Genomic DNA, 12,975 nt, shown 5'->3' on the forward strand with positions numbered 1-12,975 from the left:
GGTGTCTCTCAATGGACATGAATCAATATTTGACAATGTTTATTGATGAGTCAAATGATCATCTGCAATCATTAAATGAAAACATGCTTCAATTAGAAAGCAACCCGGACGATATCGGGATCGTACAGATTATTTTCCGATCGGCTCATACATTGAAGGGTATGGCAGCAACGATGGGATACGAAGATCTGGCTTCGCTTACCCACCAGATGGAAAACGTGCTGGATCTTGTCCGGAACGAAAAGTTAAAGATGCAGGATTTTATCTTTGACACGCTCTTCAAAAGCTTGGACGCTCTTGAATCGATGGTGCAGGATATCACCAACGGCGGAGACGGGAAAGCGGATGTTTCCTCTATCGTGGCATCTTTGCAGGCGATTGTGCGTGGAGAAGGGGCAACACCTGCTGGGGAAGCTGCCGAAGGGGATAACTCTGTTGCGGCCGTTCAGGGCATTGAATTGGATGAGTTTCAATTCTCCGTGCTTGATCAATCGATTTCGGAAGGACATAAGGTTCTATATATCCAAGTGACATTGCGAGAGGATTGCCAACTCAAGGCGGTTCGTGCCTACATGGTATTCGAAACGCTGGAAAGATCCGGGGAAATCGTCAAGACGTATCCGGACGTTCAAGAGATTGAACAAGGTGAATTCGATCGCGTATTTTCGTTGTATTACATAACGCAAAGAGAAACGCAAGATATTGAAAGCCAGATTCTGGGCGTTTCGGAGATCGAGACTACCACGGTTGTGGCGCTCGATCATGAAACTTTGCAGCAAATGGTACAGGAGAGCGCGGCTACAGCAGAAGCTGTCAAACCGCAAGTTTCAGAAGCATCCCAAGCAGCTGCAGCTTCACCGGAAGGCAAAGGAACTTCAGCGCCTGTCAAAGAATCCAAGGCACCCGCCCGAAATGCTGGGGGAGGTAATCCTTCAAGAACGATCCGGGTTGATATTGAACGGCTCGATGTTCTAATGAATCTGTTCAGCGAGCTTCTGATTGATCGGGTGCGCCTTGAGCAGCTGGCCAGCGAGTCCAAGAACCAGGAGCTGACGGACACGGTTGAGCACATGAGCCGCGTAAGCAGCGATTTGCAGAATATCGTCCTGAAACTGCGCATGGTGCCTGTGGACACGGTGTTCAACCGTTTTCCTAGGATGGTGCGGGACCTTGCCAAAACCTTGGACAAAAAAATTGATTTGATTATTACCGGAGCTGAAACAGAGCTGGATCGTACGGTTATTGATGAGATTGGTGACCCGCTGGTCCATTTGCTGCGAAACTCGGCAGACCATGGCGTCGAACCTGTTGCCGACCGTATCGCTGCCGGTAAACCGGAGACCGGTACCGTGCATCTGCGTGCGTTCCACAGCGGCAACAATGTCTTCATTGAGATTGAGGATGATGGACGCGGTATCTACCGTGACAAGATTCTGAAGAACGCGCTGGCAAAAGGCGTTGTGACGGAGGCCGAAGCAGCGACCATGACCGATGACGAGGTCAATCAACTGCTATTCGCGCCGGGATTCAGCACCGCTGAGAAAATTTCGGACGTATCCGGCCGAGGCGTTGGGCTTGACGTTGTTAAATCCAAAATCGTTGCCCTGGGCGGTAACGTCACCATCTACTCGACGCCGGGAAAAGGCACGAACTTCTCCGTTCAGCTTCCATTAACGCTCTCTATCATAGCAGCTATGCTGATTCGGATGGGGTCCGAAAAATACGCGATTCCGCTTTCCTCCATTGTTGAAACGGGCATCATCAAGCGCGGGCAAATCAAACATGTTCACGGCAGCCGCATGATCCAGTTCCGTGAATCGCTGATACCGGTCATCTCGCTTAGCCGTTTGTTTGAAGTTCCAGATTTTGATGAAGAGCTGGAAGAAGAAACGGAGATCGTTGTGATCCGCAAGGGGGATCGTTTAGCGGCACTCACCATCGATGATTTTATCGGTCAGAGTGAAATCGTCATTAAAAATCTCGGTAAATATCTGCCTGCCATTCAGGGAGTATCCGGAGCAACCATCCTCGGGGATGGACAGGTCGCTCTTATCATCGACGCAAATGCATTTATCAAATAAATCGTTGCTATCAAACACGGCAGGCCACACATTTTGAAGGAGGACTTATTCATGGGAGAAGAAATCAAGGTTATTGTCTTTAAACTTGGCGAGGAAGAATACGGCATCGAGGTAGACAAGGTTCAAACCATTGAGCGAATGATGCCCATTACGCGTGTTCCGAAGACTTATGCTTTCGTAAAAGGTGTTATTAATCTTCGGGGCGTCGTCATTCCTGTAATCAATCTGCGCGGCCGTTTTGGATTGGACGAGGTGGAAGCAACCGATCAAACGCGGGTTATCATCGTAGCTGTCAATGACATGCAGGTAGGCTTTATCGTAGATTCCGCTAGTGATGTCATCGATCTGAATACGGACAGCATTGACTCTCCGCCTGAGGTGGTCGGCGGGATTAAAGCGAAATATCTTCGCGGTGTCGCGAAGGTAGGAGAGGAGCGCCTTCTCGTCATGCTGAATCTGTCCGAAGTGCTGAACAAGAGTGAGATTATTCAGCTGGAAGGCCTTGAGGAGTAGACAGTGGAGCTGTTTAAGCATGGCAAGGAAATCAAAATGGATGTTTTGAAGGAAGTAGGAAACATCGGAGCGGGCAATGCGGCAACCGCCCTCTCCCGCTTGCTTAACAAACCTATTGATATGGCTGTACCCAAAGTTCAACTCCTGCCTTTTGAGCAGATTGCCGAAAGTGTAGGAGGAAGCGAACAGCTCGTTCTTGCCGTATTTTTACGGGTGGAAGGCAGTGCGCCGGGCAATCTCTTCTTTATTATGAGTCCGGAAGCCGGGAAGAATTTACTGCAGAATCTGGCGGGCTTTGAAGTGTCGGATGAGGAACAATTCTCCGAGATGGAGCAGTCCGCATTATGCGAGATCGGAAACATATTGTCAGGCTCGTACTTATCGTCGCTTGCCGATCTGACCAATCTGTCCATGACACCTACGGTGCCGGCCCTCGCGATGGATATGGCAGGTGCCATCTTAAGTTATGGATTGCTGCAGTTCGGAGAAATGGGAGACGATGCCCTCTTAATCAACACGACGTTCCTAGAAGGGCAGAACGAGGTGGAAGGCCAGTTCTTCCTGATACCTGATCCACAATCATTTGCTCAAATTTTCGAAGCTTTAGGAGTGCCTTTAGAGCATGATTGAAGAACAAAGCATAGTGAAAGTAGCCATGGCGGATCTGAACGTCGCAGGTCCGAACGGTATTTTGCGTACAACGGGACTCGGCTCGTGCGTCGGACTGACGTTGTATGATCCGGTGACGAAGATTGGTGGAATGGCGCATGTAATGCTTCCATCTTCAGCGATTGCCAGAGAAGGGCAGCTAAACCTGGCCAAATACGCCGATACGGCTCTTCCGATCCTGTTGAATCAGATGAGGAATTTGGGTGCGTCTCCGGCACGTATGGTAGCCAAAATGGCCGGGGGAGCTCAAATGTTTGCTTTTGCCGGCTCGGGTGACACCATGCGCATTGGTCCGCGTAATGTAGAGTCTTGCAAGGCTGGGCTCGAGCAGATGGGGATAACGCTAATTGCCGAGGATACCGGAGGAAATTATGGAAGAACCGTTGAGTTGTACTGTGCAACGGGTAAGTTTACAATACGAAGCGTACAAAAGGGCATAAAGGAATTGTAGCTAATGGGAAAACTCCGTTTTTATCTGATGACTGGAATTGCCGGTTTTGTGTTCACGTTTATATTCTCCATACGTAACAATCTGTGGATGACTAGCATGTATCGGGCTCTCCTTGCATGTGTGATTTGGTTTCTTCTGGCGTTCCTGCTGAATTGGATGTTTGCTGCCATTACGGGTCCGCGAGCCGTTGTTCAAGGGGACGTCGACACGCAGCGGGAGCAAGACCGAGGAACTGTTCTTGATTTATCCACGCCTGATGAGGATCGGGAATTGATGGATTTAATCCATTCCGAATCCAGCAGCAAAGAGAATGGAGACTTTGTACCGCTAAATCCTCCTAAGCTGGTTTCAACGAAAGAACCCGAAGAACTGGCCAAGGCCGTTCGTCACCTTACGGAAAAATAAGGAGGGTGAAGGCAATTGGACGAACGTAAAGCTTCTGTGCTAAACCATGCGGATTTGTGGAGCGCATGGAAGGAAGATGGAGACCATGAAGCGAAGAAGAAACTAATCGAATATCATCTGCACATCGTTGACTATGTTTCAAGCCGCTTGGCTATCGGTCTTCCGAAGAACGTTTCTAAGGGAGATTTGGCCAGCAATGGGGTAATGGGTCTGATTGATGCCATCGAAAAGTTTGATTACAAACGAGGGCTGCAGTTCGAAACCTATGCTTCTTGGCGTGTGCGCGGGGCTATTCTGGACTCGCTGCGCCAAGGGGACTGGGTGCCGCGTTCCGTCCGCGAGAAAGCGAAGAAGATTGAAACTGCATATCAGCAGTTGGAACAGAAGTATTTACGCAGCGTCAGTGATTCCGAGATGAGTGATTACCTTGATGTGACTGAGAAGGAGTTCCGGCACATGCTGCAGGAAGTAGCGGTCATGACATTGACATCTCTGGAGGATCCGATCCGCGAGGAGGAGTCTGAGACCCGAATGTCGCTCCTGGTTGATGAGAAAGCGAAAAATCCGGATCACAAGGTCCATGAATTTTATCTGCGAGAAGCCCTGATGAAGGGTATCGGTAAATTAACCCCGAAAGAGCGGACCGTAGTTTCCTTATTATATTATGAGGATTTATCACTCAGCGAAATTGCTGAGGTGATGTCGCTATCACCTTCACGAATATCTCAGCTTCATTCCAAAGCGATATTGAGACTTCGGGGCGCGCTCGATAAAGATCGGGATTTGCTGATGCAAAACGATTGACGCTTGCCATTTATGAAGGGGGTTCCTGGATTGTCTGTAGATTATGCATTGGATCAGTACTTTAGCGTTACGCTATCGGATGACAAGGTCGTCGCCTATATACAGTTCACCAAGTGGGAGAAGGATTTCTCTTGCTCTGTAGAAGCTCTTGAACAATTTCTGAGAAGTCACCAGGTACGATATGGACTTCAACATGATACGTTGCGGCGAATCGCAGAACATGCGGAGGAATATCAATATAGTAGAACGCCGATTGCCATGGGAACGGAACCTATGCACGGACAGAACGGCAGAATCGAATTTACCGTTAATTTTGGGAATGAGACGAACCTGAAGCCGCTGGAGATCGAAGATGGCAAAGTGGACTATAAAGAAGTGATTCGTTTAAATAATGTAAAGAAAGGCCAGCTGCTGGCAACCCGAATCCCGCCAACAAAAGGAGTCCCCGGAACTGCGGTGACCGGAGAGGAGATTCCGAGCAAACCGGGTAAGGAAGCTCATTTCAAGGTGGGGAAGAACGTCGTTGTTAACGCCGAGAAAACTGCAATGTACGCTGCCCTTGACGGACTCCTCACCAAAACTGAAAAAGGAAAAATCAATGTGTTTCCGGTATATGAGATTAACGGGGATGTTGATTACAGTATTGGCAATATCGATTTTGTCGGTACGGTGGTCATTCGCGGCAATGTGCTTACCGGATTCAGAATCAAGGCAGCAGGGGATATTCGAGTTACCGGCTTTGTGGAAGGAGCCGAGCTGGAGGCTGAAGGTTCGATCGATATATCCGGCGGAATCATCGGTTACAACAAGGGCTATGTAAAGGCGGGCCAGGATGTCAAAAGCTCGTTCATCCAGGATGGAAACGTCATAGCCGGCGCTAGCGTGTTCGTCTCGCAGAGCATTATGCATTCCAATATCCGCGCGGTTCAGAATATCGAATGCAACGGGATGAAAGGACTCGTGGTGGGCGGCATTCTGCAGGCCGGGGAAAAGGTCGTTGCGCGAACGATCGGAAACAGCATGTCGACGGCTACCGTAGTTGAAGTCGGCGTGCTGCCTGAGCTGCGGAATGAACTGGCGGATCTCAGAGCCCAATTGAAGCAATCTTTAGAAAGTATGGATAAAACCGATAAAGCGCTTTATCTTCTGAATCAATTAGCTTCCTCGGGTCAATTGTCGCCAGACAAGCTAGCGCTGCGGATTAAGCTGAATGCGACCAAGAAATCAAACATGGCAGAACAAGCCGATATCAAGGACCGTATGCTGGAAATCGAGAAGATGCTGGAGGATACCGGCAAAGCAAGAGTGAATGTGGTAAAGACGATCTACGGCGGAGCCAAAATTGTCATAGGGCGGTATACCCGCTTTGTTAAGGATCCCACGCAGCGGGTTTCTTTTTACTATCATGAAGGGGATATCACCATGGTGCCGCTCTTGTAGGTCAAAACATACGTTTTAAATGCTTGTGGACATGATCCTATATTATGAGGTGATTCCATTGAGTTTGAAATCGGTTGAGATGCAAATTGCGGTCCCCAGAACCAATGAAGCGGGCAAGATGCATAATGAAACCCAGCAGCGACCGATGAATGATCAGACACTGCTTGCGGGTGAATTAACGAAGAACAGTCGTGCGGAAGCCCAGCGAAGCACGGAAGTGAGTGAGACGGCGGAGACAGCCGTGCGCGATGACGGTAGCCGTCAATCCTCTGGGCAGCAACATGGCCGGGGAGCGGCAGAATCAAGCGAAACAGTGGAGCAGCCGGCTGAGCATCCTTATAAAGGCAAAAATTTCGATGTTTCGCTCTAGATAATTTATAGGCATAAAGGAGTTAATGGATTTGAAACCATGGATATATATCGTGCTGCTTGGCATTGCCGCCGTGCTGTATGCTTTTATGCTGCCGAAACGCCGTGAAGAGACCGTGTCCAGCGAGCGGGTTGTAAAAGAAGTGGAGAACACGCTTGAAGGATACATGGCGGAAATCCAAAATGAGAACGAACAGTTGGTGGAACTGGTTAGCCAGATGAAAAAAGAACTGGATGCCAAGCAGCAAGCACATCAAGAGCAGGTCAGTGATTTGCGGCACCGCATGCTGGCCATGGAGGAGAAGATGACCGATTCGCAAACGCGTCTTCGACTGGCGGAAGAGAAGCTTGTGCAAGCCGCTGCGGCCGTTTCTTTGTCCGCAGGAGCAGCTGCAGCGACTTCCGAAGCTGAACCTGCACCTCCTGTACATTCCATCAAATCCAGATACGCGGAGCTGTTTGATCTATATGAACAAGGAAAGTCCATCGATATGATTGCCAAGACCACGGGTCTTCAGCGAGGCGAAGTTCAACTTATTATTCAGTTGGCCAAACAGGAGGAGTCCGTGTGATCAAGAACCGTACATTTATGATGGGCCTGGGAAGTGGTCTCGTGATCGGTGCAGTGCTGCTTCAGCTGATGTGGATCGGTCAAGGCACAACTGCATCACAGACGCAGGAATTAACGAAGGAGCAGCTGGTTGCTGCAGCGGAAGCTTTGGATATGCAAGTCGTCGAAGGTTCAGACGAGCTGTTGACGGCGGAGCAGTGGGAAGAGAAGAAGCTTGGCAAGGGCGGCGAGTCCGAAGGAGCCGATCCTGCACAGAAGACGGGAACGGAACAGCCGGAAGCACCGGAGCAGCCGAAGAAGCCTGAACCGGGCGAGGAGAAGAAACAGGAGTCCCCCCGGGTAACGAATCCGGCGAAACCGAAAACACCGGCTAAAGCGGAAGCGCAGATTAAAGTAAACATTCCATCTGGAAACAATCTCAGCGATGTAGCAAACAGCCTTATGAATGCCGGCGTCATTGACAATAAACAGGCATTCATCACTAAAGCTACCGAGAATAAAATCAACACCAAGATCCTGAGCGGTACATACTCGTTTACGGCAGGCGAGAGTTACAATTCGATCATCACGAAAATCACGACAAAACCCTCCAACTAGCACTCCGGTTGAGAGAGGTTTTTTTCTTTATAGGAACTCTTCAAGCTCTTGATTGGCTGGACCTGATGAAGTACATAAAAGACATTGCAACCTGCCCATGGTTATGTTATAGTAATTGACGGTGTTAAAACACACGCCAGAGTGATTTCGTTGAGGGTGCTTCCAGGATTGGGAGTCTTAATGAAAAATGATCTCGGCGGAGGGACACACAAAAACCAAACTTAGGAGGTGCGTGAAGATGGCAGTAATTTCCATGAAACAGCTTTTGGAAGCTGGCGTTCACTTCGGTCACCAGACTCGTCGCTGGAACCCGAAAATGGATAAATTTATCTTCACTGAAAGAAACGGTATCTACATTATCGACCTGCAAAAAACGGTCAAGAAAGTTGAAGAAGCTTTCAACTTCGTAAAAAGCGTAGCTGGAGAGAACGGTACAATCCTGTTCGTCGGCACGAAAAAACAAGCTCAAGATTCCGTGAAGGAAGAAGCAGAACGTTGCGGTATGTACTACATCAACCAACGTTGGCTCGGCGGAACTTTGACTAACTTCGAAACGATCCAAAAGCGTATCAACCGCTTGAAGCAGCTCGAAACTTGGGAAGAGGACGGCACGTTCCAAGTATTGCCTAAGAAAGAGGTTATCCTTCTCCGCAAAGAGAAAGATCGTCTTGAAAAATTCTTGGGCGGTATCAAGAACATGAAGGGTCTTCCAAGCGCATTGTTCGTTATCGATCCTCGCAAAGAGCGCATCGCAGTAGCGGAAGCTCGCAAATTGGGTATCCCAATCGTTGGTATCGTTGATACGAACTGTGATCCGGATGAAATCGACTATGTAATTCCAGGTAACGATGACGCGATCCGCGCTGTCAAATTGTTGACTGGTAAAATGGCCGATGCCGTTGTTGAAGCTCACCAAGGCGAAGAAACAACTGCTTAATCGGGATTAAACGTATAAACCATGAATTAAATGAAAAGGGTGGTTGGTAGGTGTATAACCTCTCACTGCCCTTTTTTTAAGATGTTAGAACGGATAACGTGCGAATATTTGTGAAATCCGGAGCCTGGCATCTCAGGGGAAGAACAACTACTTAATGCGGTCTGGAATCTTGGAGAGAACAAAAGAATGATGGTTTTCTTGAGGACCAAACGCAAAACTTCATCATACCAATTTGGAGGGAATTCTAATGGCAGTAACAGCTAGTGCGGTAAAAGAACTTCGCGAAAGAACAGGCGCGGGCATGCTGGATTGCAAAAAAGCGCTGGATGAAACAAATGGTGATATCGACAAAGCGATCGCAGTACTTCGCGAAAAAGGTTTGTCTGCAGCAGCTAACAAAGCTGGCCGTATTGCAACTGAAGGTGTTGTAGAGTCTTATATTCACGGTGGCGGACGGATCGGCGTTCTCGTTGAAATCAACTGTGAAACCGACTTCGTAGGTAAAACAGATCAATTTAAAGAGTTCGCTCGCGATATCGCTATGCATATTGCGGCTGCTAACCCTAAATATGTTCGTCGTGAAGAAGTGCCGACTGAAGATCTTGAGAAAGAAAAAGAGATTTTGAAAAACCAAGCCCTGAACGAAGGCAAGCCTGAAAAAATCGTTGAGAAAATGGTTGAAGGCCGCATCAACAAATACTATGAAGAATATTGCTTGCTTGAGCAATCCTTCGTCAAAGATCCTGACAAAACGATCAACACGCTGCTTAACGAAAAAATCAGCACGATCGGTGAGAACATCTCCATCCGTCGTTTTGCCCGTTTTGAACTTGGCGAAGGTTTGGAGAAAAAACAAGACAACTTCGTTGAAGAAGTTATGTCCCAGGTGAATAAATAAGCCGAATGGGCTAATATAAGTTATAGAAAAGAGTGGAACACACCTGTGTTCCTTCTTTTTTAAGAGATATAAAGGCATAAGAGAGATAAGATTGTTATAAATTCGGAGTAAGGCACCCTTATCTCACAAGAAAGAATGGACTTTAGTCTTGATTAGACGACCAGAAGTTTCTACTTGAGACGGATGTTTTTACCCGATTTTTATAAACCGTCAAGCAGTGCCGGTGTGTCTGTCTGTCGTTTTTCAAACGGGCGTCGTATACTTAGGCGCCGTCTTAAAGTGGAGGGTTATCATTTGGAACAGCCAGTATATAAACGAGTGATATTGAAAGTCAGTGGGGAATCCCTTTCAGGGCAGAATGGATATGGTATTGATGCTGAGACGATCTCATCGATCGCTGAGCAGGTTCGCGAGGTGGTTGAGCTTGGTGTGGAGGTCGCCATCGTATGCGGCGGCGGAAACATCTGGCGCGGTATCGCCGGCAGCGCGAACGGAATCGACCGTGCGACAGCAGATTATATGGGAATGCTGGCTACGGTGATGAACTCTTTGGCTCTTCAGGATGCCTTGGAGCAGATCGATGTGCCGACTCGGGTGCAAACCTCTATCTCAATGCAGCAAATTGCGGAGCCGTATATTCGCCGCAGAGCCATTCGGCATTTGGAAAAAGGTCGTGTCGTAATTTTTGCGGCAGGAACGGGTAACCCATACTTCTCCACCGATACGACTGCAGCGCTTCGCGCAGCGGAAATCGAAGCAGAAGTGATTCTCATGGCGAAGAACAAGGTGGACGGAGTGTACTCCGCTGATCCATTTAAGGATGAAACTGCCGAGAAGTACGAGCAGCTTACGTATCTAGACGTATTGAACAAAAACCTTGGGGTAATGGACTCTACAGCTTCATCGTTATGTATGGACAACAACATCCCGCTCATCGTCTTCGCTATTACGGAGCAAGGTAATATCAAGCGCGTCGTTCTGGGCGAGAAAATCGGAACGATCGTCAAAGGGAGTGTAGATTAATGCCGCAATCGGTGAAAAAGAATGCAGAAGAACGCATGGAAAAAGCGATCTTGTCTTTGAAGCGTGACCTGGCAACGCTGCGCGCAGGACGGGCAGCGCCAGCGCTGCTCGACCGGATCACGGTTGAATACTACGGAGCACCAACCCCGCTGAATCAGCTGGCTAACATCAGCACGCCGGATTCAAGAACGCTCATGATCCAGCCTTGGGACAAGTCGTCCTTGGCCGATATCGAGAAAGCGATCATGAAATCTGATGTCGGATTGACGCCGGCGAATGATGGTAATCAAATTCGTCTCGTCGTACCTGCACTGACGGAAGAACGCAGAACCGAACTGGTGAAAATGACGAAGAAATTCGGCGAGGAAGCGAAAGTGGCCATCCGCAACATTCGCCGTGATGCCAACGACGACATCAAAAAATTGGAGAAAACAGATATTTCCGAGGACGAGTCCCGGAGACATCAGGAAGATATCCAAAAAGCGACGGATAAATTTATCGCAGAAGTCGACAAAGTCCTCGTTGCTAAAGAAAAAGAGATTATGGAAGTATAAGAGACTTGTGGCCCCTCCTGTCAATGGTGGGGTTTGTCTCTTTTTTTGCAGAAAGATGCCTGGAGGAAATGGAATGATCAAACGGGTTCGATCGTGGTTGAATCAGGAGGACAGTCAGCAGACGCATCAGCTCTCTCCGGACAACATCCCACATCATGTCGCCATCATCATGGATGGTAATGGACGCTGGGCGAAACGGCGCGGTATGCCGCGAATCGTTGGCCATCAGAATGGCATGAAGGCTGTCAAAAGAGCGGCCATTGCCGCCGATGATTTGGGAATCAAAATATTGACGATGTACGCTTTTTCGACAGAAAATTGGACGCGTCCGAAGGATGAGGTCGATTTTCTGATGAAGCTTCCGCAAGAGTTCCTGGCTATTGAGCTGGAAGAGCTGATCGAGAAAAATGTCCAGGTCCGCATGATGGGACATCCGGAAGACCTTCCGTCCCATACCGTGTCTGCGATGGAAGAAGCAGTTGCGAAGACAGCCGGCAATGACGGACTTGTGCTTAACTTTGCGCTCAATTACGGAAGCCGGAAAGAGATCACCGAAAGTGTCAAGGCGCTCGGACGAGAAGTGCGCGACGGGATTCTTCGTCCTGAGGATATTACAGAGGAACTGATTGGCCAGCGGCTCCTCACAGGCGAATTGCCGGATCCGGATTTACTGATCCGCACAAGCGGCGAGCTGCGGCTAAGTAATTTTATGCTGTGGCAGCTCGCGTATAGTGAGCTTTGGTTTACGGATGCCTATTGGCCGGAATTTACCAAAGACCATTTGGTGGAGGCCGTAGCCGATTATCAACAAAGAACAAGGCGCTACGGTGGACTTTCGTAGCCGATGGAGGATGGAACGTTTTGAAACAGCGATTGATTACCGGAATTATAGCGGGAGCGGTCTTTTTAGGATTATGTTTCATAGGCGGTCTGTGGTACCATCTTCTGATTCTGGCGATGGCGCTAATCGGTTATTATGAGTTTGTGCGCATGACCAATACGGCACCGTTCGGGGGAACGGCGTGGATTGGATATGCGGGGGTGCTGTTGCTTGTATTTCCATGGGGTCCGCTTGATTTGAATATTCAGATCCCGTGGGAACATGTACTTTGGCTCCTGCTGCTTTTATTTTTACTGGCGACCGTGACGACGAAGAATGTAATTGATATCAAACGGGTTTCCTTATTGTTTATGGCTTCAGCGTATATCGGAATCGGATTTTCCTTTATTGCCGAATCACGACATGCTCCTGACGGCCATGGCGTATTCTGGACTTTTCTGCTTCTGGCCTCGATCTGGGCAAGTGATGCGGGAGCGTATTTTGTCGGACGCGCCATGGGGCGCCATAAACTGTGGCCTTCCATCAGTCCGAACAAAACAGTTGAAGGTGCGCTCGGCGGTGTGGTCATCGCCGTGTTCACATCTCTGCTCTTTTCATTCTTCTCAGATGGATTCCTGACGGCTGGACAAGCGATTCTGATCGGGCTTTCATGCGCTGTTATCGGTCAACTCGGGGATTTGGTGCAATCCGCCTATAAACGGGTGTATGACATCAAGGATTCGGGTAAACTGCTGCCGGGCCATGGAGGGATACTGGATCGATGTGACAGTTGGATCGTTGTGTTTCCGTTTGTACATATATTGAGTCTCCTGCCTTACTGAT

16 protein-coding genes are annotated in these 12,975 nt (G+C 48.7%); all 16 read left to right on the forward strand.

Annotation, left to right across the window (positions count from 1 at the left end; genetic code table 11):
- Positions 1-11: 11 nt before the first annotated feature.
- The 16 genes from AK95_RS11530 (at position 12) to AK95_RS11605 (ending at position 12,974) form a co-directional block, all read left to right on the forward strand.
- Positions 12-2,081: a chemotaxis protein CheA gene (locus AK95_RS11530; protein ID WP_071220098.1), complete on the forward strand. Its 2,070-nt coding sequence runs from the start codon at positions 12-14 to the stop codon at positions 2,079-2,081.
- A gap of 51 nt (positions 2,082-2,132) precedes the next feature.
- On the forward strand, positions 2,133-2,594 hold the full coding sequence (locus AK95_RS11535; RefSeq protein ID WP_071220099.1) for a chemotaxis protein CheW: 462 nt from the start codon (positions 2,133-2,135) through the stop codon (positions 2,592-2,594).
- 36 nt (positions 2,595-2,630) lie between these two features.
- A complete protein-coding gene (locus AK95_RS11540) occupies positions 2,631-3,224 on the forward strand; it encodes a chemotaxis protein CheC (protein WP_251035541.1) in 594 nt (197 codons plus the stop codon).
- The gene (locus tag AK95_RS11545; RefSeq protein ID WP_071220101.1) at positions 3,217-3,714 is read left to right on the forward strand and encodes a chemotaxis protein CheD; all 498 of its coding nucleotides are present in this window, start codon (positions 3,217-3,219) and stop codon (positions 3,712-3,714) included. The genes AK95_RS11540 and AK95_RS11545 overlap by 8 nt, the downstream gene beginning before the upstream one ends.
- Positions 3,715-3,717: 3 nt before the next feature.
- A complete protein-coding gene (locus AK95_RS11550; protein WP_071220102.1) occupies positions 3,718-4,119 on the forward strand; it encodes a hypothetical protein in 402 nt (133 codons plus the stop codon).
- A gap of 15 nt (positions 4,120-4,134) precedes the next feature.
- On the forward strand, positions 4,135-4,923 hold the full coding sequence (locus AK95_RS11555) for a FliA/WhiG family RNA polymerase sigma factor (RefSeq protein ID WP_071220103.1): 789 nt from the start codon (positions 4,135-4,137) through the stop codon (positions 4,921-4,923).
- 30 nt (positions 4,924-4,953) lie between these two features.
- Positions 4,954-6,363, forward strand: a complete 1,410-nt coding sequence (locus tag AK95_RS11560; protein WP_071220104.1) for a DUF342 domain-containing protein — start codon at positions 4,954-4,956, stop codon at positions 6,361-6,363.
- Between the two features lie 58 nt (positions 6,364-6,421).
- The gene (locus AK95_RS11565; protein ID WP_071220105.1) at positions 6,422-6,733 is read left to right on the forward strand and encodes a hypothetical protein; all 312 of its coding nucleotides are present in this window, start codon (positions 6,422-6,424) and stop codon (positions 6,731-6,733) included.
- Positions 6,734-6,758: 25 nt separating this feature from the next.
- Entirely contained in the window at positions 6,759-7,304 is a 546-nt protein-coding gene (locus AK95_RS11570; protein WP_071220106.1) for a hypothetical protein, read from the forward strand.
- Positions 7,301-7,900 (forward strand): endolytic transglycosylase MltG, encoded by a 600-nt coding sequence (locus AK95_RS11575; RefSeq protein WP_071220107.1) that lies wholly within the window; start codon positions 7,301-7,303, stop codon positions 7,898-7,900. Before AK95_RS11570 ends, AK95_RS11575 begins: the two co-directional genes overlap by 4 nt.
- A 238-nt stretch (positions 7,901-8,138) precedes the next feature.
- Complete coding sequence (rpsB, locus tag AK95_RS11580; RefSeq protein WP_071220108.1) at positions 8,139-8,837, forward strand: 30S ribosomal protein S2; 699 nt, start codon at positions 8,139-8,141, stop codon at positions 8,835-8,837.
- A gap of 247 nt (positions 8,838-9,084) precedes the next feature.
- Positions 9,085-9,735, forward strand: coding sequence for a translation elongation factor Ts (gene tsf / locus AK95_RS11585; protein ID WP_071220109.1), 651 nt, complete (start codon positions 9,085-9,087; stop codon positions 9,733-9,735).
- A gap of 294 nt (positions 9,736-10,029) precedes the next feature.
- Positions 10,030-10,758, forward strand: coding sequence for a UMP kinase (pyrH, locus tag AK95_RS11590; RefSeq protein ID WP_006211297.1), 729 nt, complete (start codon positions 10,030-10,032; stop codon positions 10,756-10,758).
- Complete coding sequence (frr, locus tag AK95_RS11595; RefSeq protein WP_071220110.1) at positions 10,758-11,312, forward strand: ribosome recycling factor; 555 nt, start codon at positions 10,758-10,760, stop codon at positions 11,310-11,312. The genes pyrH and frr overlap by 1 nt, the downstream gene beginning before the upstream one ends.
- A gap of 73 nt (positions 11,313-11,385) precedes the next feature.
- The gene (locus AK95_RS11600; RefSeq protein ID WP_071220111.1) at positions 11,386-12,153 is read left to right on the forward strand and encodes an isoprenyl transferase; all 768 of its coding nucleotides are present in this window, start codon (positions 11,386-11,388) and stop codon (positions 12,151-12,153) included.
- Positions 12,154-12,173: 20 nt separating this feature from the next.
- Positions 12,174-12,974 (forward strand): phosphatidate cytidylyltransferase, encoded by an 801-nt coding sequence (locus tag AK95_RS11605; protein WP_071220112.1) that lies wholly within the window; start codon positions 12,174-12,176, stop codon positions 12,972-12,974.
- Position 12,975 lies beyond the last annotated feature (1 nt).

The sequence above is a fragment of the Paenibacillus sp. LC231 genome (genome assembly GCF_001860525.1).
In the GTDB taxonomy this organism is placed as follows: Bacteria; Bacillota; Bacilli; order Paenibacillales; family Paenibacillaceae; genus Paenibacillus_AQ.

Bases quoted from the DNA above. Each gene is read 5' to 3' on its own strand.
- rpsB (WP_071220108.1), top strand. From the start codon at position 8,139: ATGGCAGTAATTTCCATGAAACAGCTTTTGGAAGCTGGCGTTCACTTC.
- frr (WP_071220110.1), top strand. From the start codon at position 10,758: ATGCCGCAATCGGTGAAAAAGAATGCAGAAGAACGCATGGAAAAAGCG.
- AK95_RS11545 (WP_071220101.1), top strand. From the start codon at position 3,217: ATGATTGAAGAACAAAGCATAGTGAAAGTAGCCATGGCGGATCTGAAC.
- AK95_RS11530 (WP_071220098.1), top strand. From the start codon at position 12: ATGGACATGAATCAATATTTGACAATGTTTATTGATGAGTCAAATGAT.
- AK95_RS11570 (WP_071220106.1), top strand. From the start codon at position 6,759: ATGGATTTGAAACCATGGATATATATCGTGCTGCTTGGCATTGCCGCC.
- AK95_RS11600 (WP_071220111.1), top strand. From the start codon at position 11,386: ATGATCAAACGGGTTCGATCGTGGTTGAATCAGGAGGACAGTCAGCAG.
- tsf (WP_071220109.1), top strand. From the start codon at position 9,085: ATGGCAGTAACAGCTAGTGCGGTAAAAGAACTTCGCGAAAGAACAGGC.
- AK95_RS11550 (WP_071220102.1), top strand. From the start codon at position 3,718: ATGGGAAAACTCCGTTTTTATCTGATGACTGGAATTGCCGGTTTTGTG.
- AK95_RS11535 (WP_071220099.1), top strand. From the start codon at position 2,133: ATGGGAGAAGAAATCAAGGTTATTGTCTTTAAACTTGGCGAGGAAGAA.
- AK95_RS11540 (WP_251035541.1), top strand. From the start codon at position 2,631: ATGGATGTTTTGAAGGAAGTAGGAAACATCGGAGCGGGCAATGCGGCA.